Origin of the sequence: Mesorhizobium loti (assembly GCF_003148495.1) — a bacterium.
Lineage (GTDB): Bacteria > Pseudomonadota > Alphaproteobacteria > Rhizobiales > Rhizobiaceae > Mesorhizobium > Mesorhizobium loti.
Window position 1 is genome coordinate 99,674 of record NZ_QGGH01000009.1, and the last position, 24,600, is coordinate 124,273.

The following is a 24,600-nucleotide window of genomic DNA, read 5'->3' on the forward strand; positions in this document are numbered from 1 at the left end:
CGGTTGGACGAATTTGGGCCTTTCGGCCTGGTGGAGCCGTGCGTTTCGTGTTGGCCGGGTGAATTTCCGGTCGGGGCGCACTATATGGAACTTACGCTGCCGCGAGCGCTTCTTCGGCGTTCATTTTGGCGGTGCCATAGTTTGAAAACTGTCGGGCCTTGACCCCGGCGTGGATGGAGAACGCATATGCCTGCTGTGCAGGACACGATCGATCGGGTCCGAAAGATCGACGTCGACCAATACAAATACGGATTCCAGACCGAAATCGCTGTTGATAAGGCCCCCAAGGGGCTGAGCGAAGACATCATCCGTTTCATTTCGGCCAAGAAGGACGAACCGTCCTGGATGCTGGAATGGCGCCTGGAAGCGTATCGCCGCTGGCTGACGCTGGACGAGCCGACCTGGGCGCGCGTCCACTATCCGAAGATCGATTTCCAGGACATCTACTTCTACGCAGCGCCGAAGAGCACGCCCGGCCCGACGTCGCTCAGCGATGTCGATCCCGAACTGCTGAAGGTCTATGAGAAGCTGGGTATTCCGCTGCGGGAGCAGGAAATCCTCGCCGGCGTACAGAAGACCGACGCCTCCGAACTCGAGGAAGTCAGCGACAATGTCTACAAGTCGGGCCGCGTCGCCGTCGACGCCGTGTTCGATTCCGTCTCGGTCGTCACCACCTTCAAGAAGGAGCTGGCGCAGGCCGGCGTCATCTTCTGCTCGATCTCGGAAGCCATCCGTGAGCATCCGGAGCTGGTGAAGAAGTATCTCGGTTCGGTCGTGCCGACCTCCGACAATTACTACGCGACGCTGAATTCGGCCGTGTTCACCGACGGCTCCTTCGTCTTCGTGCCCAAGGGCGTGCGCTGCCCGATGGAACTGTCGACCTATTTCCGCATGAACGAGAAGAACACCGGCCAGTTCGAACGCACGCTGATCATCGCCGAGGAGGGGGCTTACGTCTCCTATCTCGAGGGCTGCACGGCGCCGCAACGCGACGAAAACCAGCTTCACGCCGCGGTCGTCGAACTGGTGGCGCTCGACGACGCCGAGATCAAATACTCAACGGTGCAGAACTGGTACCCCGGCGACGCCGAGGGCAAGGGCGGCATCTACAATTTCGTCACCAAGCGCGGCGACTGCCGCGGCGACCGCTCGAAGATTTCGTGGACGCAAGTCGAGACCGGCTCGGCCATCACCTGGAAATACCCGAGCTGCATCCTGCGCGGCGACGATTCCTCGGGCGAGTTCTATTCGATCGCCGTGTCGAACGGCTATCAGCAGGTCGACAGCGGCACCAAGATGATCCATCTCGGCAAGAACACGTCGAGCCGCATCATCTCCAAGGGCATCGCCGCCGGCTTCTCGCAGAACACCTATCGCGGCCAGGTCTCGGCGCACCGCAAGGCGACCAACGCCCGCAACTTCACCAACTGCGACTCGCTGCTGATCGGCGACCAGTGCGGCGCGCACACGGTGCCCTACATGGAAGCCAAGAACTCGACGGCGCAGTTCGAGCACGAAGCGACGACGTCGAAGATTTCCGAGGACCAGAAATTCTACGTCATGCAGCGCGGTATCCCTGAAGAGGAAGCTATCGCACTGATCGTCAACGGCTTCGTCAAGGACGTCATCCAGCAACTGCCAATGGAGTTCGCGGTCGAAGCGCAGAAGCTGATCGGTATCTCGCTGGAAGGCTCGGTGGGCTAAGTGGCCATGGCGACGCAGCTGCCGAGAGAAGAAATCTGGTTTGCCGTACGCTGGCGGCGGCTGTGGGCTGTCCGCCGCGAGGGCAAGATCGCCATGGCCAAATTTGCCGCCGCGACAATTGTTTCGGCATTTGCCGGCGTCCTGCTCATTGCCTTCGTCAATGTGTTCCTCGGCATTGCCGTCTTCTCGGCCGGTTTTGGCATGTCCCTATCGTGGTTCATGGCCCTGCAGCGCCGGCACACCGACTACTCCATCACTTACGGCGATTATTTCAGAGAAAAGAACAATGCTTGAAATCAGAAACCTGCACGCCCGCATCGTCGATGACGGCACCGAAATCATCCGCGGCTTGAACCTGACGGTGAAAGCCGGCGAGGTCGCCGCGATCATGGGGCCGAACGGCTCGGGCAAGTCGACGCTGTCCTACATCCTCGCCGGCCGCGAGGACTATGAAGTGACCGAGGGCGACATCCTCTACAACGGCCAGTCGATCCTCGAAATGGATCCAGCCGAGCGCGCCACGTCAGGCATCTTCCTCGCCTTTCAATACCCGATGGAGATACCGGGTGTGGCGACCATGGAATTCCTGAAAGTGGCGATGAACGAGCAGCGCAAGGCGCGCGGCGAGGAACCCTTGAAGATCCCGGAATTCCTGAAGCGGGTGAAGGAAGCAGCCGCCTCGCTCAGCATGGACATGGCGATGCTGAAGCGGCCGCTCAATGTCGGCTTCTCCGGAGGCGAGAAGAAGCGCGCCGAGATCCTGCAGATGAAGCTGCTGGAGCCGAAGCTGTGCGTGCTCGACGAGACCGATTCTGGCCTCGACATCGATGCGCTGAAGATCGTTTCGGACGGCGTCAACGCATTGCGCGCGCCAGATCGGGCATTCCTGGTCATCACCCACTATCAGCGCCTGCTCGAACACATCGTGCCCGATACCGTGCACGTGCTCTACAAGGGCCAGGTCATCAAGTCGGGCGACAAGTCGCTGGCGCTTGACCTGGAAGCCAATGGCTACGCCGGCGTGATCGGCGAAGCCGCGTGAGATGCCAGAAGGCAAGGCAAGACTGATGAATATGCACTCGACACCCCAACGCACGCAGGCCGAAACAGCGTTGATCGACGCGTTCGGCGACCGGCTGTCGCTGCTGCCGGGCGACGGCGCGGTGATGCTGAAGCGCGACGACGCCATCGAGGCGATCAAGCACGGCCTGCCGACGCGGCGTGTCGAATCCTGGCATTACACCGACCTGCGCCGGTTGTTGAATGCGGTGCCGGACTTCGATCCGGCCGCCATGGCCAAAGCCATTGCACCGATTGTCGCCGGTTCCACCGTGGTGTCGATCCTGAACGGCACGTCCGACGCCAAGGTGCCGGTCCTTGAAGGCGTCACTTTCCAGCGCCTGTCGGAAAAGCTGACCGACGGCAGCATCGCGCCGGGGCTCGATCCCTATGGCAGCGACGACGCCATCGGTGCACTGAACACGGCGTTCGTTGCCGACGGTTATTTCGTCGATATCGCCGATGGCGCGGAACTCGAAAAGCCGATCGAACTGCAGAACCTGCAAGCCGGTGGCCAGACCCATGTGCGCCTGCCAGTGCGTGTCGGCGCTGGCGCCAAGGCCGTTATCGTCGAGCGCCAGGCGGGTGACGGGGCTGCCCTGGTCAGCTCGGTCAGCCAGCTCGTGCTGGGCGAGGGTGCCGAAGTGATATGGCTGATCGTGCAGGAGCAGCCGGAAACGGCCACGCATCTGGCGCAGTTCAAGGCGCATCTAGGCAAGAATTCGAAGCTGACGGTGTTCTTCATGAATGCCGGCGGCAAGCTTGTGCGCCAGGAGATCGTGGTCAGGACGACAGGCGAAGGCGCCGATTTCAAATTGCGCGGCATCAACCTTCTGGCCGGCGACACCCATACCGACGTGACCATGGTGCTCGACCATGCCGTACCGCACACGACCTCGACGGAAGTCATCCGCAACGTGGTGACGGGCAAGGCGCGGGGCGTCTTCCAGGGCCGCATCAACGTCCATCAATATGCGCAGAAGACCAACGCCAAGATGGCCTGCAACACGCTGTTGCTGTCGGATGACGGCGAGTTCTCGACCAAGCCGGAGCTGGAAATCTTCGCCGACGACGTCGTCTGCGGCCATGGCGCGACGGTCACCGAGATCGACCACGACCATCTGTTCTACCTGATGGCACGGGGCGTCGACGAGAAGACCGCGCGGGGGCTCCTTGTGAAAGCCTTCGTTGCCGAGGTGATTGAGGAACTGGACGACGAGATGATCGTCGAGGCGCTGGAAGCGCGGCTCGACGACTGGTTCGTGGCACACGGGTGAAGTGATGAACGCGTCGGGCAAGATCGGAGATTTCTACGACGTCGAAGCGATCCGCCGCGATTTCCCGATCCTGTCGCGGGAAGTCTACGGCAAGAAGCTGGTCTATCTCGACAATGGCGCCTCGGCACAGAAGCCGCAGGTGGTGCTGGACACAATCCAGCACGCCTATTCCCAGGAATACGCCAACGTCCATCGCGGCCTGCACTTCCTCTCCAATGCGGCGACGGATGCTTATGAGAAGGCGCGCGAGACGGTGCGCCGCTTCCTCAACGCGCCCAGCACCGACAACATCATTTTCACCTCGAACACGACCTCGGCCATCAACACGGTCGCTTATGGCTATGGCATGCCCAACATCGGCGAGGGCGACGAGATCGTGCTGTCGATCATGGAGCACCATTCCAACATCGTTCCCTGGCATTTCATCCGCGAGCGGCAGGGCGCCAAACTGGTCTGGGTGCCGGTCGATGATCTCGGCGTCTTCCACATCGAGGAATTTGAAAAGCGCCTGACCGACCGCACCAAGCTGGTCGCCATCACGCAGATGTCGAATGCGCTGGGCACGGTGACGCCGATCAAGGAGATCGTGCGCATCGCGCATTCGCGTGGAATTCCCGTCCTCGTGGACGGCAGTCAGAGCGCTGTGCATATGCCGATCGACGTGCAGGATCTCGACTGCGACTTCTTCGTCTTCACCGGTCACAAGGTCTACGGCCCCTCGGGCATCGGCGTGCTCTACGGCAAGAAGGACATTCTCCAGGGCATGCGCCCCTTCATGGGCGGCGGCGAGATGATCGAGGAAGTGACGGAAGACATCGTCACCTACAACGAGCCGCCGCACCGCTTCGAGGCCGGCACGCCGCCGATCGTCCAGGCGATCGGGCTTGGCGCGGCATTGGACTATATGGAATCGGTCGGCCGCGAGCGCATTGCAGCCCACGAGGAAGATCTGAAGAACTATGCGCATGAGCGGCTGCGCGCCATCAATTCGCTACGCATCTTCGGCGACGCGCCTGGCAAGGGCGCCATCATCTCGTTCGAGCTGCAAGGCATTCATGCACACGACGTGTCGATGGTCATCGATCGGCAGGGCGTTGCGGTGCGCGCGGGCACCCATTGCGCCCAGCCGCTGTTGAAACGTTTTGGTGTAACCTCCACATGCAGGGCATCGTTCGGCATGTATAATACCAGGGCCGAAGTTGACGCTTTGGCCGAGGCGCTTGAAAAAGCGCGCAAATTCTTCGGATGACGAGTTTTTTGGGTGACGACCATGGATGATGTGAGCAGCGCAGCCGAGACCACTCCGGAAACCGCGCCCAATGCACTGGTTTCGGGATCAGCCATTCCAGCCGACGAACTGGCGCGGCTGACCGACGACATCGTCTCGGCGCTGAAGACTGTCTACGATCCGGAAATCCCGGCCGACATCTACGAGCTTGGGCTGATCTACAAGATCGACATCGAGGACAATCGGTCGGTCAAGATCGACATGACGCTGACCGCGCCTGGCTGCCCTGTCGCCGGCGAAATGCCCGGCTGGGTGGAAAACGCCGTTGGCGCCGTCGAAGGCGTTTCCGGCGTCGAGGTCAACATGACCTTCGATCCGCCCTGGTCTGCCGACCGCATGTCGGAAGAGGCGCAGGTCGCGGTGGGCTGGTACTGACCTTAGTCCACGCCGTGAGCGCTGGCGTATGACTTCATAGTGGCGAAGAAGCTCTCAAAGCTTGTCTCCGCACCTACCGACGGTACCCACATGGATCCAGTTTGAAATTTGTTTAATTTTGCGGCCTTTGTCAGAGAGAGGTCTTTCCAGCTGGATTCCTCGATTCTCACCTCGACGACAGAGAATTGATGTCGACCACGAAAAGAAATGGGCACTTCCGACATACTGGTCACAGCTGACCAAGGGACAAATTGAGGAGCGATCTCATTGCACTGGAAGCCGTTTGGTCCAATGGTTACTCCACGATACCGCCCTCTTAGTAATCTCACTGTCGAACGCAGACAAACTGAAGCCAGGAAAAAGACGAGAACACCGGTTCCCACTCTGATTGGCATGGGCTTATCCGTTTGAAACAATGCTCCAAGCCCCAGGAACATTGCGATGGCTAACAGTACGAGCATGCGAGGCATAACTCGTTCGGGGTTCTCGGTGAAAACAATCACCTGATTTGTATCTGTCATTGACGGTATGCTCAGCTCGTTTCCTTGACAGTCGGATGTGCTCTCGGGCGCTCGATTTGCGTTCCGCTCTTGTCATTTATCATTGTTTCAACCATCTATGTGAAGTCCGACAAGCCTTGAACTTGAACGGGTTGGAGAAAACGAATGGGACGCTTCGCCGTCATCACGATGACCGAAAAGGCCGCCGACCGGGTGCGCGAGATCGTCGCTACCCGCGACAACGCGCATGGCATTCGTCTCGGCATCAAGAAGGGCGGCTGCGCCGGCATGGAATACACGGTCGATCTGGTGACCGAGCCCAACACCAAGGACGACCACATCGAGCGCGACGGTGCCCATGTCTACGTCGCGCCGGAAGCAGCGCTATTCCTGTTCGGCACCGAAATGGATTTCGAGCAGACGACGCTGCGCACCGGCTTCACCTTCCACAATCCGAACCAGAGTTCGGCGTGCGGCTGTGGCGAATCCGTTGAATTGAAGCCGGCCGACCTGAAGGCGCTGGCCGAAGCACGCGCTTCCGCTTGATGCGCGGCCAGGATTCCAATATCGCTGGATAAATCAAAAGCTCGCGGCGCAATTTACGCTAAATAGAGCGTCACCATCATATAATTTCCCGGTGTCCAGCGTTTGATGGTCTTTGAAGCGGGGTCGTTCCGTGAACAGCCTGATCGTACCATTGGTTTCTGTATCGATATTGATAATGGCGTTTGCCCTTTTTGCATATTACGGTGTTTACCGGTATGTGAAGCGTAATCTGTTGTTGCACATGAATTTAAATGACAATCAGATACGGATGTCTCTTGATTCTTACGTGTTCGGTAAGTCGATTCCGAACAGGATAAAGCTCCTATATATTGCATTCGAATTCTGCATACCCGCTGTTGCCGTTTTATTTGGAGTTTGCGCGTTCGAGGCGCATAGGGTCGATATGGTTGTGCTCCTTGGTCTTGTAACCGTTCTCGGTTTGATGGCCGCCTTTGGCGGACTCTACAAGATGATCAAAACGAATCAGGAGCCTGCTCCTTTCGCGTAGCGAAATCGCTATTCCACCCACATGCCCGTCCGCTTGTGCCAGTCGGCGATCGATTCCTCCGGATAGACGTCGAACGTCTTGTCGCCCTTGCCAATGTCGGGCTCGACCCAGTTCGCCTTGTATTTCAGCATCAGATGCACCTTGCTCGGCGGAATGGGCAGGTCGCTGTCGATCGCCGAGGCGAAGGGATGCACAAGCTCTGGCCAGGTCGGATCGTAGAGCCACAGCGCCGAGCCGCATTTGCGACAGAAATTGCGCTCACCCGTCGAAATTTCGCACTGCGGATGTTCGTCGTCTTCGATCTCGGCCCGGTAGACGCCGAGGCTCCTTTTGCCCCTGATGTTCAACGTCGCGCTGTCGGCGCCGAGATTGATGGCAAAACCGCCGCCGCCTTGCTGCTTGCGGCAGATCGAGCAGTAGCACAGCATGAACGGTACCGGCGTGTGGCTCTCCACCTCGAAACGCACGGCATTGCAGCGGCAGGACCCTTTAAGCAGAAGCGGCATGACAAAAACTCCGACGGATGGCTCTCAACCTGTCAGCATGATTTTGGTTGCGGCGATGACAAGGCCAAATGCCGGTGACATGATCGCGGCATGGACAATGAACGCATCGCCGAACTGTTCGAGGGCCTGGGCCCGGTCAGCATCCGCAAACTGTTCGGCGGCAAGGGCATCTATTTCGACGGTGTCATCGTCGCCATCGTGCTGCGCGGCGAATTGATGCTGAAGGCCGACGAGCAAAGCGCCCCCGACTTCGAAGCCGCCGGTTGCCGGCAATGGACCTATACGGGCTCCCGCCACGGCAAGCTGGTCTCGATGCCCTACTGGAGCATTCCCGACAGCGCTTTCGATGATCCCGACGAGATGACGGTCTGGGCGCGCCGGGCCTATGAGGCGGGGCGGCGGGCGGGGAAGTAGATTCCCGCAAGCACGAGGCCGCCCCCTCATCCGGCCGCTTCGCGGCCACCGTCTCCCCGAGGGGAGAAGAGGTCGATGTCGGCTCTGGGAGATCCTCTCCCCTCGGGGAGAGGTCGGATTGCCCCGAATTGCCCTTTGCAATTCGGTTTTGGCAATCCGGGTGAGGGGGTCTTTGTCGCGTGAACCTACAATGCCTTCGCAATCCTCGCCGCCAGCCGCGCATTGTTCTCCACTAGCGCGATGTTGGTCTTCAGGCTCCTGCCGCCGGTCAGTTCGAGGATTTTCGACAGCAGGAAGGGCGTCACCGCCTTGCCGGTCACGTTGAGCGCCTCGGCGGCCTTTTGCGCGGCTTCAATGTAGCCGGCCATCTCTTCAGCGGGGATTTCGTGGTTCTCGGGCACCGGATTGGCGATCAGCATGCCGCCGCCGAGGCCAAGCGCTGCCCTCGTCTGGTAGAAATGCGCGATCTCTTCCGGTTTGTGCAAGGTCAGCGGCGCACGGAACGGCGAATGCCGCGACCAGAAGGCCGGCATCGTCTCGCAGCCATGGCCGACCACCGGCACGCCGCGCGTCTCCAGCACTTCCAGCGTCTTTTCGATGTCGAGGATGGCCTTGGCGCCGGCCGACACGACGATGACCGGGGTGCGCGCCAGCTCGTCGAGATCGGCGGAAATGTCAAAGCTCTTTTCCGCACCCTTGTGCACGCCGCCGATGCCGCCGGTGGCGAACACTTTTATGCCGACCATATGCGCCGCAATCATCGTGGCGGCGACCGTGGTGCCGCCGGTGCGCCCTTGAGCCACCGCAAAACCGAGATCGGCGCGCGACAGCTTCATGGCGTCGCCCGTCATCGCCAGCGATTCGCGTTCGCCGTCCGAAAGCCCGATCTTGATGCGCCCGCCAACCACGGCGATCGTCGCCGGCACGGCGCCGCCATCGGTGATGATCTTTTCGACATCGGCCGCCATGGCGCCATTGTCGGGGTAGGGCATGCCATGGGTGATGATGGTGCTTTCCAGCGCCACCACCGGCCGACCGGCGGCCAGGGCCTGCGCCACCGGCGCGTGGATATCGATGAAGGGGCGGGCGGTCTCTGGGGTCATCTGGGTCTCCAATCCGGAGTGCGGCGCGTCCATCGGGACGCTCGGCAACACTACGGCACTATAAATTTGCCGGTCTCATGCCACTTCCTGCGCATCCGGCACAAGAGCCAACGCTTCCGCGAAGCTCGCCGTGGTGAACTCCGGAACGGCGTTGGCGCTTTCGATGGCAAGCGTCGCCGCGGCAATGCCGTCGCGCAAGGCCACCCGCAGCGGCAGGCCGCGCAGCAAGGCAGCGACCGTTGCGCCCGCCAGCGCATCGCCGGCGCCGGTGACGTCAGCGACCTTTCTTGGCGGCGGCGGCAGGATCGAGAAGGCGCCGGCTTCATCGAAGCCCAGCATGGGGCCACCGCCCGCCGTCACCACGCCGCTTTTGAGCCCTGCGCGTCTCAGCCCGTCGACGATGTCTTGCGGAGAAGCCGCAGCGTCCAGGTCTGCCAGCGCGATCGCTTCGCGCCGGTTCATGAAGACGACGGCCAGATCGCCAAGCACCGGCTTCAAACGCACGATCTTGGCCGGCGAAATGGCAATGGCGAAGACGGGTTTGCCGGCGGCAAGCGAAACCAGCCGCTCCAGTGCCGCCGTCGGCAGGTTGGCGTCGCAGAAGACGGCATCGGCGGCAGCAATCACCTCCCGTACCTTGGAGCGCCTGATCTGCTTGGGAAACGCCAGGTCATAGAGCGCCATGTCGGCAAAGCCGACGATCAGCTCGCCCTCGCGGTCGATCAGCGCCGTATAGCTCGGCGTGGTGCGGTCGAGGAACACCGCCGACAGGTCGGCAATACCTGCCTCGGCAATGGCTCGCGAAACGGTGTCGGCGGCGGCATCGCCGCCGCGCACCGACATGAGCGACGCGGAGACGCCACGAAGCACCGCACTGCGCAAAGCGTTGAAGACGCCGCCGCCGACATCCTCGCGCATCGTGCCGGGATTGGAGGCGGCAGGCACGTAGGGGCCGGACACCTGACCGCGCCGGTCGATATGGGCGCCGCCTACGGCCAGTATTTTCGCGGATTTCAGCATGCCGGCGATATGACCTTTGTTATTCCAGCCGCACAAGCGCTAGGCTGCGTGACGAAGCTTCGCATGCAAGGCAGCGATTCGGCAGATCGAAACAATCGAGCCGTCTGGCCCAATGCGGGATGCATCGTGAAACGAAATCGTGAGACAAAAAAAGAACAAATCTGGATATTGATTGTTTTTCAGATATTTGACCCCTCTTGCCAAACGAGAACAAAAAAGGTACAAAATGGCAGGGATTACGGATTGTCCGGCCTTCATTGACGACCAAGGGGTGATGTATCATGGCTCAGAATTCTTTGCGGCTTGTAGAGGATAAGGCAGTGGACAAATCAAAGGCTCTGGATGCGGCGCTGTCGCAGATCGAGCGGGCTTTCGGCAAGGGCTCGATCATGCGGCTCGGCGCGAACGAGCAGGTCGTCGAGATCGAAACGGTGCCGACCGGCTCGCTTGGCCTCGACATCGCGCTTGGCGTCGGTGGCCTGCCGCGCGGCCGCATCGTCGAGATCTATGGGCCGGAAAGCTCGGGCAAGACGACGCTGGCCCTGCACACCGTGGCCGAAGCTCAGAAGAAGGGCGGCATCTGCGCCTTCGTCGATGCCGAGCACGCGCTTGACCCAGTCTATGCCCGCAAGCTTGGCGTCGATCTCGAGAACCTCCTGATCTCGCAGCCCGACACTGGTGAGCAGGCGCTGGAAATCTGCGACACGCTGGTGCGCTCCGGCGCCATCGACGTGCTGGTGGTCGATTCGGTCGCCGCGCTGACGCCACGCGCCGAAATCGAAGGCGAGATGGGCGATTCGCTGCCCGGCCTGCAGGCCCGCCTGATGAGCCAGGCGCTGCGCAAGCTGACCGCTTCGATCTCGCGCTCCAACACCATGGTCATCTTCATCAACCAGATCCGCATGAAGATCGGCGTCATGTTCGGTTCGCCCGAAACCACCACCGGCGGCAACGCGCTGAAATTCTACGCTTCGGTGCGCCTCGATATCCGCCGCATCGGTTCGGTCAAGGACCGCGACGAGGTCGTCGGCAACCAGACCCGCGTCAAGGTGGTCAAGAACAAGCTGGCGCCGCCCTTCAAGGTGGTCGAGTTCGATATCATGTATGGTGAAGGCGTGTCCAAGACCGGCGAACTGGTCGATCTCGGAGTCAAGGCCGGCGTGGTCGAGAAGTCGGGCGCCTGGTTCTCCTACAATTCGCAGCGTCTTGGCCAGGGCCGCGAGAATGCCAAGCTGTTCCTGCGCGACAACCCCGACACCGCGCGCGAGATCGAACTGGCGCTCAGGCAGAATGCCGGGCTGATCGCCGAGAAGTTCCTTGAGAATGGCGGCTCTGAAGGTGGCGACGACGGTTTCGAGGAAGAATCCGGCGCGATGTAACAGCTTCGTGCGCGATGCCGGCCGGAGTTCGGCCATAATCGCGTTCTATTATCTCAGGCTTATGTAATCGTGTTCCGAGTATTGCGTTTCGAAACCGTCGGCCCAGTGCCGGCGGTTTTGCGTTTTGGCGGCGAAACCAAGCGGGTTCGAACTGCCGGCAGGGGCCATGGATTGGACCAATTCCGTGTTTCTGGACAGGGTGAAGCGCGGCGGCTAAAAGGCCAAGTCCTATCTTCTAAAACGCAGAGCCCATTTCCGTCGGTTTGCCGGCGGCTCTTCCGAAAAGGCAGCATTCATGAGTGGCGTGAACGAAATCCGGTCGACATTTCTCGACTACTTCCGCAAGGAGGGTCACGAGATCGTCGCGTCGAGCCCGCTGGTGCCGCGCAACGACCCGACGCTGATGTTCACCAACGCCGGCATGGTGCAGTTCAAGAACGTCTTCACCGGCCTGGAGAAGCGGCCCTATTCGCGCGCCTCGACCGCCCAGAAGAGCGTTCGCGCCGGCGGCAAGCACAACGATCTCGACAATGTCGGCTATACCGCGCGCCATCTGACCTTTTTCGAGATGCTCGGCAATTTCTCCTTTGGCGATTATTTCAAGGAGCGCGCCATCGAGCTTGCCTGGAACCTGATCACCAAGGAGTTCGGGCTGAACAAGGACAAGCTGCTGGTCACCGTCTATCACACGGACGACGAGGCGGCCGGCTTCTGGAAGAAGATCGCCGGGTTTTCGGACGATCGCATCATTCGCATCGCGACCTCGGACAATTTCTGGGCAATGGGCGATACTGGACCCTGCGGGCCGTGCTCGGAGATATTCATCGACCGTGGCGAACACATCTGGGGCGGACCTCCCGGCAGCCCGGAGGAGGATGGCGACCGTTTCCTCGAGTTCTGGAACCTGGTGTTCATGCAGTATGAACAGGTGACGAAGGAGGAGCGCATCGACCTGCCGCGCCCGTCGATCGACACCGGCATGGGCCTGGAGCGCATGGCGTCCATCCTGCAGGGGGTGGAAAGCGTCTTCGAGACCGATCTGTTCCGTCATCTGATCGACGCGGCCTCGTCCGCCATCGGGCATGGTCCCGACAAGGAGACGGTCGCGTCCTTCCGCGTCATTGCCGATCATCTGCGCTCGTCCTCCTTCCTGGTGGCCGACGGCGTGCTGCCGTCGAACGAAGGCCGGGGCTATGTCCTGCGCCGCATCATGCGCCGCGCCATGCGCCATGCGCAGTTACTCGGTGCCAGCGAGCCGCTGATGTGGAAGCTGGTGCCGGCGCTGGTGCGCGAAATGGGCCAGGCCTATCCTGAATTGCTGCGCGGCGAACAGTTGATCACCGAGACCCTCAAGCTTGAGGAGACCAGGTTTCGCAAGACGCTGGTGCGCGGCCTCGGCCTGCTCTCCGAGGCGACGGAAACGCTGCATGCCGGCGACATGCTGGACGGCGAAACGGCCTTCAAGCTCTACGACACCTACGGCTTCCCGCTCGATCTGACACAGGATGCGCTGCGCCAGCGCAGCATCTCGGTCGATCTTGCCGGCTTCACCAATGCGATGGAGCAGCAGAAGGCCGAGGCGCGCAAGCATTGGGCTGGGTCTGGCGACGCGGCCACCGAGACCATCTGGTTCTCCGTGCGCGAGAAGGCAGGCGCCACCGAGTTCCTCGGCTACGAGACTGAAGCTGCGGAAGGCATCATCCAGGCGCTTGTCCGGGACGGCAAGACTGTCGACAGCGCCGGCAAGGGCGACGCGGTGGCGATCGTCGTCAACCAGACGCCGTTCTATGCCGAGTCCGGCGGCCAGATGGGCGACACCGGTATCATTTCAGGCGAAGGTTTTTCGATCGAGGTTTCGGATACGCAAAAGAAGGCTGATGGGCTGTTCGTCCATGTCGGCAAGGTGGCCAGCGGCACCGTCAAGACGGGCGCCGCCGTCGAGTTGAAGGTCGATCACGCGCGCCGCACCAGGCTGCGCGCCAACCATTCCGCGACGCATCTGATCCATGAGGCGCTGCGCGAGGTGCTGGGCAGCCATGTCGCGCAGAAGGGTTCGCTGGTGGCGCCGGAGCGCCTGCGCTTCGACATCTCGCACAACAAGCCCATTTCGCCAGAGGATCTCGAAGAGGTCGAGCGCATGGCCAACGAGATCGTCGTCCAGAACAGCCCGGTGTCCACGCGCCTGATGTCGGTCGACGATGCCATCGCCGAAGGCGCCATGGCGCTGTTTGGCGAGAAATATGGCGACGAAGTGCGCGTCGTGTCGATGGGCACCGGCGTGCATGGCGCCAAGGCCAACCGGCCCTATTCGGTCGAGCTCTGCGGCGGCACGCATGTCAGGGCGACCGGCGACATTGGCCTGGTGCGTGTCGTCTCCGACAGCGCGGTCGCCGCCGGCGTACGCCGCATCGAGGCGTTGACCGGCGAAGCCGCGCGCAGGCATCTCGATGAGCAGGACCGGCGTCTGAAATCGGTCGCCGCGACACTGAAGATCTCGCCGGCCGACGTGCCGGCGCGTGTCGAGGCGCTGCTCGATGAGCGAAAGAAGCTCGAAAAGGAACTGACCGAAGCGCGCAAGAAGCTGGCGCTGGGCGGCGGTGCTGCCGCTGGTGCGCCGTCGGAGAACGAGACCGTGGCCGGTGTCGGCTTCCTTGGCAAGGCGGTCTCCGGGGTCTCGCCCAAGGATTTGAAGCCGCTGGCCGATGCTGGCAAGAGTTCGCTCGGTTCCGGCGTCGTCGTCTTCGTCGGCGCCGGTGAGGACAACAAGGCGAGTGTTGTGGTCGCCGTCACCGACGATCTCGTCGGCCGCTTCAGCGCCGTCGACCTGGTGCGCGTCGCCTCCGCCGCACTGGGCGGGCAGGGCGGCGGCGGTCGGCCCGATATGGCGCAGGCCGGTGGCCCTGATGCTTCCAAGGCCAATGATGCGATTGCGGCGGTGAGGGCTGCGATCAGCGAGGCGGCGTAAACCAGCACCCCTCGAAGCGTGGCCGGCCTGACAGCCGGCTGCCTGGCTGACATCTGGAGGGTGCCGTGCCCACGCTGATCATGTATCAGGTAGACGCTTTTGCCGACCGCGCCTTTCAGGGCAATCCTGCCGCCGTCCTCATTTTGACGGATTGGCTGGCGGACGATGTCATGCAATCCATCGCAAACGAGAACAATCTTGCCGAAACCGCCTTTGCGCGGCCAAACGGCAAGGGCTGGGATTTGCGCTGGTTCACACCGGTGCACGAAGTCGACTTCTGTGGCCATGCCACGCTGGCGATTGCCCATGTGTTGGCTTCGCAACACAATGTGACTGATGACATGGCCTTTGCCACACGGGTAGGCAAGTTGCGGGTTTCGCAGCAGCAGGGCGCCTATCAGCTCGACCTGCCCTGTTTTGCGCCGCAACCTGTCGATGGCGAAACCATGACGGCACTGCACCAGATGTTGTCCCCGCATCCGGTCGCGGGCTTTCGTAATTTCGAGAACCTGTTCGTCGAGCTTGCCGACGAGCAGTCCGTGCGGTCCTTCGTTCCAGATTTGCTCAGGATCGGCGCCTTTCATCCGCTTGGACTGGTCATCACCGCGCGCGGGCAAACGCATGATTTCGTCTCCCGTTATTTCGTTCCCGGAGCAGGCATCCCCGAGGATCCGGTAACTGGCTCCATTCACGCGACGCTGGTGCCGTACTGGGCTGAAAAGCTCCGCAAAACCCATCTGTCAGCGTTCCAGTGCTCGCAGCGCGGCGGGCACCTTTTGTGCGACCTGGCCGGAGATCGTGTGCTGATCCTGGGTCGCGCCAAGACCTTCATGAAGGCGGAAATCTACCTTCCGGAATGAAGGTGGCTCAGGCCGCCGGAGTGGTCGCGGCAAAGCTGGCGCGCGCTGAAATCCGGTCCCACCAAGCCTGGATTTCAGGAAATTCGGCCAGCAGCTTTTGCCCTTCACTGACTTTGAGAAAGTAACCGATGATCGGCGCTGCGTGCAGATCGACCAGTGTCAGCCGATCGCCCAACAACCACGGCCCCGGCGCTTTCAGCGAGGAAAGCGTCTGAAGCGCTTTGCTGGCCTGTGAAAGCCCGTTGGCGATCAGGGTCTCGTCGGGCGGCTCCCTCTCCAGCCGCTCGACGGCGACATCCCAGACCATCGACCTGTAGGCATAGGCGTCGAGCATGCCGATGATCTGGTTCATGGTTGCGCGGGCGCGAGCGTCCGTTGGCTGGAGATCTGGTCCTGCGAAAGCCTCGTCGACATAGCGCGCGATCGCGCTCGTCTCGAAGAGCCGAAACCCGTCATACGAGAACGCCGGGATGCGGCCGAACGGGTGGTGCTCGAAATACCAGGCGGGAATGCCCTCGGCGGCAAAGACATCGACCGGCACAAGCTCGTAGTCGATGCCTTTCTCCGCAAGCACGAGGCGGACGATGCGCACATAGACGCTGTAATCCGCCCCGTAGACGGTGGGCTTGCCCATGCCGGTTGCCGGTCAGGCCATCGCCTTCTGCAGGTTCTCGTCGATCTTGTCGAGAAAACCCGAGGTCGAAAGCCAGGGCTGATCGGGGCCGATCAGCAGCGACAGGTCCTTGGTCATGAAGCCGGACTCGACCGTCTGGATACAGACCTTTTCCAGCGTGTCGGCAAAGCGCTTCAATTCGGCATTGTCGTCGAGCTTGGCGCGGTGGGCGAGACCACGCGTCCAGGCGAAGATCGAGGCGATCGAGTTGGTCGAGGTTTCCTCGCCCTTCTGGTGCTGGCGGTAGTGGCGGGTGACGGTCCCGTGCGCGGCCTCGGCTTCCACCGTCTTGCCGTCCGGCGTCATCAGCACCGAGGTCATCAGGCCGAGCGAGCCAAAGCCTTGCGCGACCGTGTCGGACTGGACGTCACCGTCATAGTTCTTGCAGGCCCAGACATAGCCGCCCGACCATTTCAGGGCGGAGGCCACCATGTCGTCGATCAGGCGGTGTTCGTACCACAGCTTCTTCGACTTGAACTCGGCTTCGAACTCGGCCTCGTAGACTTCCTGGAAGATGTCCTTGAAGCGGCCGTCATAGGCTTTGAGGATGGTGTTCTTGGTCGACAAATAGACCGGATAGTTGCGCAGCAGACCATAGTTAAGCGAGGCCCGCGCAAACTCGCGGATCGAGTCGTCCAGATTGTACATGGCCATGGCGACACCGGCGCCGGGAGCGTCATACACGTCATGCTCGATCACCTTGCCGTCCTCGCCGACGAACTTGATCGTCAGCTTGCCCTTGCCGGGAAAGCGGAAATCGGTGGCGCGGTACTGGTCGCCGAAGGCATGACGGCCGACGATGATCGGCTTGGTCCAGCCAGGCACCAGGCGCGGCACGTTCTTCATGATGATCGGTTCGCGGAAGATCGTGCCGCCGAGGATGTTGCGGATGGTGCCGTTCGGCGACTTCCACATCTTCTTCAGCTTGAACTCCTCGACGCGCTGCTCGTCGGGGGTGATCGTCGCGCATTTCACGCCGACGCCGTATTTCTTGATGGCGTTGGCCGAATCGATGGTCACCTGGTCGTTGGTGGCGTCACGATGCTCGATGCCGAGGTCGTAATATTCGAGCTTGAGGTCGAGATAAGGGTGGATCAGCTTGTCCTTGATGAACTGCCAGATGATACGGGTCATCTCGTCGCCGTCGAGTTCGACGACCGGGTTCGCCACCTTGATCTTCGCCATGGAAAGAATGCCTCGTTGCTGGGAAATAGGACGGCCTTGCCCACGTGGCGTTCGACCGGGAGATGCCGCCCGTATATCAAAGCGTTTTTGGCCACGCAAACGGCGATCGGTCACGAATGTGAGGCCCTGGCCTTCATCATTTGCGAATGCTTCATTTTCGCGGCTGAATATGGCAGGGGACGCTGAAATGCCGCAAACAGCAGTTCATTGACAATCATGCCAGCCACTGAAGACGCCATGACCATTCCAGCCACCGGCCCGGCGATCATCCTGGTCGAGCCGCAGCTCGGTGAGAACATCGGCATGGTCGCTCGCGCCATGGCCAATTTCGGCCTGGTCGAGCTGCGTCTCGTCAACCCTCGTGACGGTTGGCCGAGCGAGAAGGCACGCGCGGCGGCCAGCCGCGCCGATCATGTCATCGACGCTGTCACCGTCTTCGACGATCTGGCCTCGGCGCTCGCCGACCTGAACTTTGTCTTCGCCACCACGGCCAGGCAACGTGATGGCTTCAAATCCGTGCGCGGGCCGGTGGAAGCGGGCAGGGTGCTACGGGCTCGTCACGTACTGGGCCAGCGCACCGGCATCCTGTTCGGGCGCGAGCGCTTCGGCCTCTACAATGACGAGGTCGGCCTTGCCGACGAGATCGTGACCTTTCCGGTCGATCCCGATTTCTCCTCGCTCAACATTGCCCAGGCCGCGCTGCTGATGTCCTACGAGTGGATGAAGTCCGGCCTGGAAGACGAGACGAAGACCAATTTTTCCGGTCGGGACATGAAGCCGGCAAGCAAGGAAGAGCTACACGGTCTGTTCGCCTATCTCGAAGGCGCCCTGGAAGCGCGCGGCTATTTCCGGCCGGCACCGAAGAAGCCGAAAATGATCGACAATCTGCGCGCTGTGCTGACGCGCGCCGGTTTTGCCGAACCGGAGTTGAAGGTGCTGCGCGGCATCATCTCGTCGCTCGACCGGTTTTCGCCGGCGATGCCGCGCGGCGATGGTTCCCCTGGCGATGATCCACGGCGCCTGCCTGCGGCCGCCACGCGTGCCCGCAAGGCGGAAGTGGGTCGCCAGCCGCCCGCCGCCAATGGTGACGCCGCCAATGGTGACGACAGTGACACGCCGCCGCTGGGCGGCAAGGGAACCGACAATGACTGAGCGGCCGATCCTGATGTTCGATTCGGGCATCGGCGGGCTTACTGTGCTGCGCGAAGCGCGCGTGCTGATGCCTGACCGCCGCTTTGTCTATGTCGCCGACGATGCCGCTTTCCCCTATGGCGCCTGGGAGGAACCAGCCCTCAACGCCCATATCCTTGGGCTGTTCGGCACACTGTTGGAGAAATTCCGGCCCGAGATTTCGGTCATTCCCTGCAACACGGCGTCGACGCTGGTGATTGACGCGTTGCGCCAGAAATTCCCCGGTCATCCCTTTGTCGGTACGGTTCCAGCGATCAAGCCGGCGGCGGAACGCACCCGCTCCGGGCTCGTCTCGGTGCTGGCGACGCCTGGCACGGTCAAGCGTCAATACACGCGCGACCTGATCAGCAAATGGGCGCAGAAATGCCACGTGCGGCTGGTCGGCTCTGACCGGCTGGCGCCGCTGGCCGAAATCTATATGCGCCAGGGGTTCGTCGACGAGGAGATCGTGCGCGAGGAGATCGCGCCATGCTTTGTCGAGAAGGACGGCGCCCGCACCGACATCATCGTACTCGGCTGCACCCATTATCCGTTCCTGGCCAATCGCATGCGCAAGACCGCGCCCTGGCCGGTCGACTGGATCGACCCGGCCGAAGCGATCGCCCGCCGCGCCATGTCGCTGCTGGCGCCGGTCGATGGACCGCTGCCGATGGGCGAGCCCGACATCGCCGTCTTCACCTCCGGCAAGGTGGACTTCGCAACCAGCCGGCTGATGCAGGGCTTTGGACTGGTCGTGCGCTAGGCCGTGACCGGACCGTCTGCCGTTCAGGCAGGTTCGAACACGATGCTGCGTTGATCCGGATCGGCCGAGACCAACCTTAGCGTCAGGCCATCACCCTGTTCGAGCCCGGAGGCCTTCAGGTTGGCCACGACAGGCATGTCGGCAAGTTGGACGCGCACGCCATGGTTGACGTCGGTCACGACGGCTCTGAACGTCTCTCCCTCGCGTCCCCTGAGCATGACCGCCTCGGCAAGGTCGATGGCCGCATGGTTGATCTGCGAAGCGCTGGCATCCGCACGCCCCATCACCTTCGGCAGTCCAGCGAACGCATCGGTGACGGCCTGCGGCACGGGCTGGCCGTTGGCGATCGCCAGCGCGCAGCGCACGACGTAGCGATCGGCCAGCCGCCTGAGCGGCGCAGTTGCATGAGCATAGGTCGCAGCCATCGCCTCATGCCAGGGGACAACCCCCTCTTTGTAGGGTTGGTAAGATGCGCCGGGGCTTGCATGCCGGATTTCCAGCATCAGCGCCGCCTGTTGCGGATCGGCCGGGTCAAGGGTTCGCTGATAGTCACGCAAGCTGGTGGAGGCCGGCCAAGACAGTCCCAGAGCCTGTGCCGCGTTGCGCAGTCTTTGCACCTTGAAAGCATCTGGCTCCGACATCACACGGAACAACCCGGTATGGTGCGCAAGCATGGCATCGGCAATCGCCATGTTGGCGGCCAGCGAAAGCGCGGCGTTGTCTTGCTCGGATTGCAGCAGCGGTCTGAACGAAAGCCGGAATGTGCCATCGGCCAGCCTTTCCACCTCCTGCTCGGGCGGGTCGACGCGGGACGCGCCACGACCCTTTTCGTTCATCGCCATGCGTCGCGCCATTTCGGCAAAGCCGGCCGGGACATCGGAGGCCCGCACGCTGTCATAGGCGAGCTTCGCGCGGCTTTGGATGATTGCCCGCTCCGCGCCGTCCAATTTCACCAGACCGTCCCCAGCGACCCGAACGGTGAAGATGACAGCTGGACGCGGTCCATCCGGCAACAGGCTCGCCGCACCCTCGGCAAGTGCCGGCGGATATAGACCGGCCTTGCCGTCCGGCAAGTAAAGCGTCTCGCCTCGCGTCCAGGCCTCGAGATCGATCGCGTCGCCGTCTTCGACGAACCAGGCTACGTCGGCAATGGCATAATGCAGCAGAAGATCGCTGCCGCTCGCCTCGATTGAAAACGCCTGATCAAGATCGGTGGAGGCTGCCGGATCCAGCGTGACGAAGGGTATATCAGTTCGATCGGCATGCTGGTTGGGCAAACGTTTGGCCGCCGCCTCCGCGGCGGCCATTACGGCTACCGGAAATCCATCCGGCACGTGGAATTCGGTGCGGATTTTCGCGAGGCCGGTGGAGAGTGCTTGCGAGGGATCGGTCAGTGATTTCATTCAGCCGTCCTACACCAGGGCTCCGGAGGCGGGAAGGCTGCCAACGAAATCGCCCAAGCCGGCCGCCTGATGGGCTGGCACAGTCGGCTGAGGGACTGGACCGCCGGCGCTGGAACCACCGCCGAAGCGCGGCGTTTCTCCGACAGGAAAGGAGAAGCACCATGCCAGCCACCTCGAAAGCCCAGCAGAAAGCCGCCGGCGCTGCCTTGTCGGCCAAGCGCGGCGAAACGAAGAAGAGCGAACTCCAAGGCGCTTCCAAGGGAATGTACGAATCGATGAGCGAAAAGCAGCTCGAGGAATTCGCCGAGACCAAGCGCAAAGGGCTGCCGGAAAAGAAGTCAAAAGACTGAGTGTGTCATTCGCGAAACGCCGGCCCAAGGAAACAAGGCCCGCAGCGGAACTGCGGGCCTTGTTTCCTTAAGCAGAATCTCCGGGCAAATGTTTTGCCTTACCAGCGATGGCAGCGCCGTATCCGCTCGACGATCACCCTGCGATGGCCGTGCCGCCACACCACTCTCTTCTTGACGATGATGCGGCAGACTTGTTTGTGGCCATGCCAATGGCGCGCCATCGCCGGTTCGGGCGCCACCGCCATCGAACCTGCAAGCACCGCGGCGCCTGCCAAGGTAAGGAAGAACTTCTTCATGCTCATTGGACTCCTCAAGCTCCAGATCCCTTCCTGGTGCCGTTGGCGCAAACCTCCCGCCACATCCGGCATCGCATCAACGTCGTGAACGCTATAGGGTTGCGTTGCGCCGCGCCAGCCACAAGCTTGACACCGGTTAAATCTCCGTTTAATCAGCGCGCCAACACCGGGCCGCAATGCCCGGTGGTTTTCTTTATGTGCGCAAGATTCGTGGAAACTCAATTCTACTATCTTGTTTGAAATGACGTGTCCCGTGGGTTTTCCGCCGCGTTGCGTGGGAAAACCCTGTCAGGTCTCGAAAACGGGGGCCAGAGGAGGGCGCGTTTCCTTCACCCGGGCCATGAGGTTCCGGGTGTGTTGTTTTGAAAAGGGAATGCGATGAGCAAGCGCGAATCCGCGAAGTACAAGATCGACCGCCGTCTTGGCGAAAACATCTGGGGCCGCCCGAAGTCCCCGGTCAACAAGCGTGAATACGGCCCCGGCCAGCATGGCCAGCGCCGCAAGGGCAAGCTTTCCGATTTCGGCCTGCAGCTGCGCGCCAAGCAGAAGCTGAAGGGTCACTATGGCGACGTTTCGGAAAAGCAGTTCCGCAAGGTCTATGAAGAGGCGGATCGCCGCAAGGGCGACACCTCGGAGAACCTGATCGGCCTGCTCGAGTCGCGTCTCGACGCGGTCGTCTACCGCGCCAAGTTCGTGCCGACCATTTTCGCCGCCCGTCAGTTCGTCAACCACGGCCACGTCAACGTCAACGGCAAGCGCGTCAACATCGGCTCGTATCGCTGCAAGCCGGGCGATGTCGTCGAAGTGCGCGAAAAGTCGAAGCAGCTGGTCATCGTTCTCGAAGCGGTCGGCCTGGCCGAACGCGACGTGCCGGATTACATCGAAGCCGATCACAACAAGATGGTCGCGACCTTCTCGCGCATCCCCGGCCTGGCGGACGTTCCGTTCGCCGTGCAGATGGAACCGAACCTGGTCGTCGAATTCTATTCGCGCTAAGCGAACGCGTTTTGCGATACCATGCAAAGGCCGCCCGTCGAGGCGGCCTTTTCTTTGTCGGCCATCTCCGCTAATTCCGGGCGCAACGAAGCGCCGGACAGTCGTTGCTCCCGGATTTTGGAACTGACGCCATGAACATGCTGCCAGACGCCGAATCGCTTGAACGAGCCAGCGACATCGAGGGCGGCTTTCATCCGCTGTTTGCCGATGTGCCATCCTCGGTCGAGTTCAACAAATTGCGCAAGCGGCTGCTGCGGCTGACCCGACAGGCGATCGAGGATTTCTCGATGGTGAAGCCCGGCCAGCGCTGGCTGGTCGCGCTGTCGGGCGGCAAGGATTCCTACGGTCTGCTCGCCGTGCTGCTCGACCTCAAATGGCGTGGGCTGCTGCCGGTCGATCTGCTGGCCTGCAATCTCGATCAGGGCCAGCCGAATTTCCCCAAACATATCCTGCCGGACTATCTCGACAGATACGCCGTCCCGCATCGCATCGAGTATCAGGACACCTATTCCGTCGTCACCGACAAGCTGTCTGCGGGCAGCACCTATTGCTCGCTCTGCTCGCGTCTCAGGCGCGGCCATCTCTACCGCATTGCGCGCGAGGAGGGGTGCTCGGCGCTGGTGCTCGGCCACCATCGCGAGGACATTCTCGAAACCTTCTTCATGAACCTGTTCCATGGCGGCCGTCTCGCCGCCATGCCGCCCAAGCTGCTCAACGACGAGGGCGACGTCATGGTGCTGCGGCCGTTGAGCTACTGCGCCGAGGTTGATCTGGAAAAATTCGCTGCCGCAATGCAGTTCCCGATCATTCCCTGCGATCTTTGCGGCAGCCAGGAAGGTCTCCAGCGCAACGCCATGAAGGCGATGCTCGAGGATATCGAAAAGCGCATGCCCGGTCGTAAGGACATGATGCTACGCGCACTGTCCAACAGCAGGCCATCGCATCTGCTCGACAGAAAACTGTTCGATTTCGCGGCGCTCAATGAGACCCTCAGCACAAGGCTAGACATATCCGATGACATTTGACGACACCGCGATCGACTGGCTCGCTGGCCTTCTGTCCGATGCGGCAAAAGCCGAGATCATGCCGCGCTTTCGACGGCTGGGCGAGGGTGACATCCGCCAGAAGACCTCGGCCGCCGACCTGGTGACCGAGGCCGACGTCAACGCCGAGCGGCTCATCACTGCCAGGCTGCGCGAGCGCTACCCCTCGGCGATGGTCGTCGGCGAGGAGGCCTGTTCCGACAATCCAGCGCTGTTGAACGGGTTGGGCGATGCCGATTTGGCTTTCGTCATCGACCCGGTGGACGGCACTTTCAACTTCGCCTCCGGCGTGCCTTTGTTCGGCGTCATGCTGGCGGTCGTGATCAAGGGCGAGACCGTTGCCGGCATCATCCACGATCCCGTCGGCAAGGACTGGCTGATCGGCGCCAGGGGCGCCGGCAGCCATATCCGGCATGCGCATGGCAGCATCGAGAGGGTGCATGTCGCAGCACCCGCGCCGATCTCGCAAATGACCGGCTCTGTCTCCTGGCAATATATGCCCGAGCCGGAGCGGTCGCGGCTGGCGCGCAACCAGACGAAGATCCTGTCGCAGTTCGCCTATCGCTGCGCGGCGCACGAATACCGTCTGTTGGCGAGCGGCCATGCCCACTTCGTCGTCTACAACAAGCTGATGCCGTGGGATCATCTGGCCGGTATGCTGATCCATGCCGAGGCTGGCGGCCATGCCGCACGTTTCGACGGCAGCGCCTATCTGCCCTCGCATCTCGGCGGCGGCCTGCTTGTCGCGCCCGACCGGGAAAGCTGGCACGAATTGCGCCGCGAGCTCTGGGCGCAATAGGATCACCTAAGGTCAGCTGGAAGAGCAATCCAATCTCAAGCAAATCCGAAGGCTCTCGAATGAAACCTCGGTTCGCAATTGTGACGGCGGCTCTTGCAGCCGCCCTGTTTGCCAGCTCCCACGAAGCAAGCTCGCACGAGCGCAGCTGTCGCAGCTCCGATCCCGTCGACACGATAAAGGAGATGTCGGACGCTATCTATGCGTGTTGGAAGCCGCCGCCCGGAACCGCCGGCATGTCCCTGACGCTGCGGTTCTCGCTTCGCCGCAACGGCACACTGATTGGCAAGCCTCGCGCCACATATTCCGACCTGGGGACCGATGCCCGGCTCGGCCGGGCCTTCGTGGCTTCAATCCTCAGGGCACTCGATGACGCTTTGCCATTGCCCTTTTCGGACAGCATGGGTGGAGCAATCGCGGG

General features: G+C 61.7%; 26 protein-coding genes. 18 read left to right on the top strand and 8 right to left on the bottom strand.

The genetic code is table 11. The annotated features are described in order from the left end of the window. Positions 1 to 186: 186 nt before the first annotated feature. Genes sufB through C8D77_RS26350 form a run of 6 tightly spaced genes read left to right on the top strand, consistent with a single transcriptional unit; the run spans position 187 to position 5,703 of the window. Positions 187 to 1,704, top strand: coding sequence for a Fe-S cluster assembly protein SufB (gene sufB / locus C8D77_RS26325; RefSeq protein ID WP_109669585.1), 1,518 nt, complete (start codon positions 187 to 189; stop codon positions 1,702 to 1,704). Between the two features lie 6 nt (positions 1,705 to 1,710). After that, entirely contained in the window at positions 1,711 to 1,998 is a 288-nt protein-coding gene (locus C8D77_RS26330) for a hypothetical protein (protein ID WP_109669588.1), read from the top strand. Beyond that, complete coding sequence (sufC, locus tag C8D77_RS26335) at positions 1,991 to 2,746, top strand: Fe-S cluster assembly ATPase SufC (protein WP_023810312.1); 756 nt, start codon at positions 1,991 to 1,993, stop codon at positions 2,744 to 2,746. Before C8D77_RS26330 ends, sufC begins: the two co-directional genes overlap by 8 nt. Positions 2,747 to 2,771: 25 nt before the next feature. Continuing rightward, entirely contained in the window at positions 2,772 to 4,040 is a 1,269-nt protein-coding gene (sufD, locus tag C8D77_RS26340) for a Fe-S cluster assembly protein SufD (RefSeq protein WP_109669826.1), read from the top strand. A gap of 4 nt (positions 4,041 to 4,044) precedes the next feature. Then, complete coding sequence (locus C8D77_RS26345; RefSeq protein ID WP_109669591.1) at positions 4,045 to 5,289, top strand: cysteine desulfurase; 1,245 nt, start codon at positions 4,045 to 4,047, stop codon at positions 5,287 to 5,289. 21 nt (positions 5,290 to 5,310) lie between these two features. Further along, the gene (locus tag C8D77_RS26350; protein ID WP_109669593.1) at positions 5,311 to 5,703 is read left to right on the top strand and encodes an SUF system Fe-S cluster assembly protein; all 393 of its coding nucleotides are present in this window, start codon (positions 5,311 to 5,313) and stop codon (positions 5,701 to 5,703) included. Positions 5,704 to 5,705: 2 nt separating this feature from the next. Here the strand turns inward: C8D77_RS26350 and C8D77_RS37315 are convergent, their stop codons facing one another. Continuing rightward, a complete protein-coding gene (locus tag C8D77_RS37315) occupies positions 5,706 to 6,224 on the bottom strand; it encodes a hypothetical protein (RefSeq protein ID WP_146211808.1) in 519 nt (172 codons plus the stop codon). A 144-nt stretch (positions 6,225 to 6,368) separates the two neighbouring features. On the opposite strand from C8D77_RS37315, the gene sufA reads away from it, so the two are divergent. Both sufA and C8D77_RS26365 read left to right on the top strand, forming a co-directional pair. Then, a complete protein-coding gene (gene sufA / locus C8D77_RS26360; protein ID WP_013532156.1) occupies positions 6,369 to 6,749 on the top strand; it encodes a Fe-S cluster assembly scaffold SufA in 381 nt (126 codons plus the stop codon). Between the two features lie 130 nt (positions 6,750 to 6,879). Further along, complete coding sequence (locus tag C8D77_RS26365; protein ID WP_146211809.1) at positions 6,880 to 7,257, top strand: hypothetical protein; 378 nt, start codon at positions 6,880 to 6,882, stop codon at positions 7,255 to 7,257. An 8-nt stretch (positions 7,258 to 7,265) separates the two neighbouring features. On the opposite strand, the gene C8D77_RS26370 is transcribed toward C8D77_RS26365, so the two are convergent. Next, on the bottom strand, positions 7,266 to 7,763 hold the full coding sequence (locus C8D77_RS26370) for a GFA family protein (RefSeq protein ID WP_109669601.1): 498 nt from the start codon (positions 7,761 to 7,763) through the stop codon (positions 7,266 to 7,268). A gap of 90 nt (positions 7,764 to 7,853) precedes the next feature. Here C8D77_RS26370 and C8D77_RS26375 point away from each other — a divergent pair, with 90 nt between their 5' ends. Then, positions 7,854 to 8,177 (top strand): TfoX/Sxy family protein, encoded by a 324-nt coding sequence (locus C8D77_RS26375; protein ID WP_109669603.1) that lies wholly within the window; start codon positions 7,854 to 7,856, stop codon positions 8,175 to 8,177. 185 nt (positions 8,178 to 8,362) lie between these two features. Here C8D77_RS26375 and C8D77_RS26380 read toward each other — a convergent pair whose 3' ends face one another. Both C8D77_RS26380 and C8D77_RS26385 read right to left on the bottom strand, forming a co-directional pair. After that, entirely contained in the window at positions 8,363 to 9,280 is a 918-nt protein-coding gene (locus C8D77_RS26380; protein WP_109669829.1) for a pseudouridine-5'-phosphate glycosidase, read from the bottom strand. Between the two features lie 75 nt (positions 9,281 to 9,355). Beyond that, positions 9,356 to 10,300: a carbohydrate kinase family protein gene (locus tag C8D77_RS26385; RefSeq protein WP_109669605.1), complete on the bottom strand. Its 945-nt coding sequence runs from the start codon at positions 10,298 to 10,300 to the stop codon at positions 9,356 to 9,358. A 281-nt stretch (positions 10,301 to 10,581) separates the two neighbouring features. Between C8D77_RS26385 and recA the strand changes: the two genes are divergently transcribed. The 3 genes from recA (at position 10,582) to C8D77_RS26400 (ending at position 15,504) form a co-directional block, all read left to right on the top strand. Then, positions 10,582 to 11,679, top strand: a complete 1,098-nt coding sequence (gene recA / locus C8D77_RS26390; protein ID WP_057145834.1) for a recombinase RecA — start codon at positions 10,582 to 10,584, stop codon at positions 11,677 to 11,679. Positions 11,680 to 11,974: 295 nt separating this feature from the next. Continuing rightward, a complete protein-coding gene (gene alaS, locus C8D77_RS26395; protein WP_109669607.1) occupies positions 11,975 to 14,644 on the top strand; it encodes an alanine--tRNA ligase in 2,670 nt (889 codons plus the stop codon). Positions 14,645 to 14,709: 65 nt separating this feature from the next. Next, entirely contained in the window at positions 14,710 to 15,504 is a 795-nt protein-coding gene (locus C8D77_RS26400) for a PhzF family phenazine biosynthesis protein (protein ID WP_245951876.1), read from the top strand. A gap of 7 nt (positions 15,505 to 15,511) precedes the next feature. Here the strand turns inward: C8D77_RS26400 and C8D77_RS26405 are convergent, their stop codons facing one another. Next, positions 15,512 to 16,138: a glutathione S-transferase family protein gene (locus C8D77_RS26405; protein ID WP_109669610.1), complete on the bottom strand. Its 627-nt coding sequence runs from the start codon at positions 16,136 to 16,138 to the stop codon at positions 15,512 to 15,514. A 12-nt stretch (positions 16,139 to 16,150) separates the two neighbouring features. Further along, a complete protein-coding gene (locus tag C8D77_RS26410; RefSeq protein ID WP_109669613.1) occupies positions 16,151 to 17,362 on the bottom strand; it encodes an NADP-dependent isocitrate dehydrogenase in 1,212 nt (403 codons plus the stop codon). Between the two features lie 237 nt (positions 17,363 to 17,599). Here C8D77_RS26410 and C8D77_RS26415 point away from each other — a divergent pair, with 237 nt between their 5' ends. Both C8D77_RS26415 and murI read left to right on the top strand, forming a co-directional pair. Further along, positions 17,600 to 18,514 carry an RNA methyltransferase gene (locus C8D77_RS26415; RefSeq protein ID WP_170136819.1) on the top strand — a complete coding sequence of 305 codons (915 nt, stop codon included), beginning with the start codon at positions 17,600 to 17,602 and terminating at the stop codon, positions 18,512 to 18,514. Beyond that, positions 18,507 to 19,295, top strand: a complete 789-nt coding sequence (gene murI, locus C8D77_RS26420) for a glutamate racemase (RefSeq protein ID WP_109669618.1) — start codon at positions 18,507 to 18,509, stop codon at positions 19,293 to 19,295. Before C8D77_RS26415 ends, murI begins: the two co-directional genes overlap by 8 nt. Before the next feature lie 23 nt (positions 19,296 to 19,318). Here murI and C8D77_RS26425 read toward each other — a convergent pair whose 3' ends face one another. Next, the gene (locus C8D77_RS26425; RefSeq protein ID WP_109669620.1) at positions 19,319 to 20,698 is read right to left on the bottom strand and encodes an RNB domain-containing ribonuclease; all 1,380 of its coding nucleotides are present in this window, start codon (positions 20,696 to 20,698) and stop codon (positions 19,319 to 19,321) included. 161 nt (positions 20,699 to 20,859) lie between these two features. Here C8D77_RS26425 and C8D77_RS26430 point away from each other — a divergent pair, with 161 nt between their 5' ends. Continuing rightward, positions 20,860 to 21,048 carry a DUF3008 family protein gene (locus tag C8D77_RS26430; RefSeq protein ID WP_023810328.1) on the top strand — a complete coding sequence of 63 codons (189 nt, stop codon included), beginning with the start codon at positions 20,860 to 20,862 and terminating at the stop codon, positions 21,046 to 21,048. A 98-nt stretch (positions 21,049 to 21,146) separates the two neighbouring features. Here the strand turns inward: C8D77_RS26430 and C8D77_RS26435 are convergent, their stop codons facing one another. Further along, positions 21,147 to 21,344: a hypothetical protein gene (locus tag C8D77_RS26435; RefSeq protein WP_027042433.1), complete on the bottom strand. Its 198-nt coding sequence runs from the start codon at positions 21,342 to 21,344 to the stop codon at positions 21,147 to 21,149. Positions 21,345 to 21,722: 378 nt separating this feature from the next. Between C8D77_RS26435 and rpsD the strand changes: the two genes are divergently transcribed. The 3 genes from rpsD (at position 21,723) to C8D77_RS26450 (ending at position 24,182) form a co-directional block, all read left to right on the top strand. Beyond that, on the top strand, positions 21,723 to 22,340 hold the full coding sequence (gene rpsD / locus C8D77_RS26440) for a 30S ribosomal protein S4 (RefSeq protein ID WP_023759539.1): 618 nt from the start codon (positions 21,723 to 21,725) through the stop codon (positions 22,338 to 22,340). Between the two features lie 131 nt (positions 22,341 to 22,471). Further along, positions 22,472 to 23,365 carry a tRNA 2-thiocytidine(32) synthetase TtcA gene (gene ttcA, locus C8D77_RS26445; RefSeq protein WP_109669623.1) on the top strand — a complete coding sequence of 298 codons (894 nt, stop codon included), beginning with the start codon at positions 22,472 to 22,474 and terminating at the stop codon, positions 23,363 to 23,365. Continuing rightward, the gene (locus tag C8D77_RS26450; RefSeq protein WP_109669625.1) at positions 23,355 to 24,182 is read left to right on the top strand and encodes an inositol monophosphatase family protein; all 828 of its coding nucleotides are present in this window, start codon (positions 23,355 to 23,357) and stop codon (positions 24,180 to 24,182) included. Before ttcA ends, C8D77_RS26450 begins: the two co-directional genes overlap by 11 nt. The last annotated feature ends 418 nt before the right edge of the window (positions 24,183 to 24,600 follow it).

Excerpts from the sequence above, each read along its gene's own strand:
- sufB (WP_109669585.1), top strand. The coding sequence starts at position 187 with ATGCCTGCTGTGCAGGACACGATCGATCGGGTCCGAAAGATCGACGTC.
- C8D77_RS26330 (WP_109669588.1), top strand. The coding sequence starts at position 1,711 with ATGGCGACGCAGCTGCCGAGAGAAGAAATCTGGTTTGCCGTACGCTGG.
- sufC (WP_023810312.1), top strand. The coding sequence starts at position 1,991 with ATGCTTGAAATCAGAAACCTGCACGCCCGCATCGTCGATGACGGCACC.
- sufD (WP_109669826.1), top strand. The coding sequence starts at position 2,772 with ATGAATATGCACTCGACACCCCAACGCACGCAGGCCGAAACAGCGTTG.
- C8D77_RS26345 (WP_109669591.1), top strand. The coding sequence starts at position 4,045 with ATGAACGCGTCGGGCAAGATCGGAGATTTCTACGACGTCGAAGCGATC.
- C8D77_RS26350 (WP_109669593.1), top strand. The coding sequence starts at position 5,311 with ATGGATGATGTGAGCAGCGCAGCCGAGACCACTCCGGAAACCGCGCCC.
- C8D77_RS37315 (WP_146211808.1), bottom strand. The coding sequence starts at position 6,224 with ATGACAGATACAAATCAGGTGATTGTTTTCACCGAGAACCCCGAACGA.
- sufA (WP_013532156.1), top strand. The coding sequence starts at position 6,369 with ATGGGACGCTTCGCCGTCATCACGATGACCGAAAAGGCCGCCGACCGG.
- C8D77_RS26370 (WP_109669601.1), bottom strand. The coding sequence starts at position 7,763 with ATGCCGCTTCTGCTTAAAGGGTCCTGCCGCTGCAATGCCGTGCGTTTC.
- C8D77_RS26375 (WP_109669603.1), top strand. The coding sequence starts at position 7,854 with ATGGACAATGAACGCATCGCCGAACTGTTCGAGGGCCTGGGCCCGGTC.
- C8D77_RS26380 (WP_109669829.1), bottom strand. The coding sequence starts at position 9,280 with ATGACCCCAGAGACCGCCCGCCCCTTCATCGATATCCACGCGCCGGTG.
- C8D77_RS26385 (WP_109669605.1), bottom strand. The coding sequence starts at position 10,300 with ATGCTGAAATCCGCGAAAATACTGGCCGTAGGCGGCGCCCATATCGAC.
- recA (WP_057145834.1), top strand. The coding sequence starts at position 10,582 with ATGGCTCAGAATTCTTTGCGGCTTGTAGAGGATAAGGCAGTGGACAAA.
- alaS (WP_109669607.1), top strand. The coding sequence starts at position 11,975 with ATGAGTGGCGTGAACGAAATCCGGTCGACATTTCTCGACTACTTCCGC.
- C8D77_RS26405 (WP_109669610.1), bottom strand. The coding sequence starts at position 16,138 with ATGGGCAAGCCCACCGTCTACGGGGCGGATTACAGCGTCTATGTGCGC.
- C8D77_RS26410 (WP_109669613.1), bottom strand. The coding sequence starts at position 17,362 with ATGGCGAAGATCAAGGTGGCGAACCCGGTCGTCGAACTCGACGGCGAC.
- C8D77_RS26415 (WP_170136819.1), top strand. The coding sequence starts at position 17,600 with ATGACCATTCCAGCCACCGGCCCGGCGATCATCCTGGTCGAGCCGCAG.
- murI (WP_109669618.1), top strand. The coding sequence starts at position 18,507 with ATGACTGAGCGGCCGATCCTGATGTTCGATTCGGGCATCGGCGGGCTT.
- C8D77_RS26425 (WP_109669620.1), bottom strand. The coding sequence starts at position 20,698 with ATGAAATCACTGACCGATCCCTCGCAAGCACTCTCCACCGGCCTCGCG.
- C8D77_RS26430 (WP_023810328.1), top strand. The coding sequence starts at position 20,860 with ATGCCAGCCACCTCGAAAGCCCAGCAGAAAGCCGCCGGCGCTGCCTTG.
- C8D77_RS26435 (WP_027042433.1), bottom strand. The coding sequence starts at position 21,344 with ATGAAGAAGTTCTTCCTTACCTTGGCAGGCGCCGCGGTGCTTGCAGGT.
- rpsD (WP_023759539.1), top strand. The coding sequence starts at position 21,723 with ATGAGCAAGCGCGAATCCGCGAAGTACAAGATCGACCGCCGTCTTGGC.
- ttcA (WP_109669623.1), top strand. The coding sequence starts at position 22,472 with ATGAACATGCTGCCAGACGCCGAATCGCTTGAACGAGCCAGCGACATC.
- C8D77_RS26450 (WP_109669625.1), top strand. The coding sequence starts at position 23,355 with ATGACATTTGACGACACCGCGATCGACTGGCTCGCTGGCCTTCTGTCC.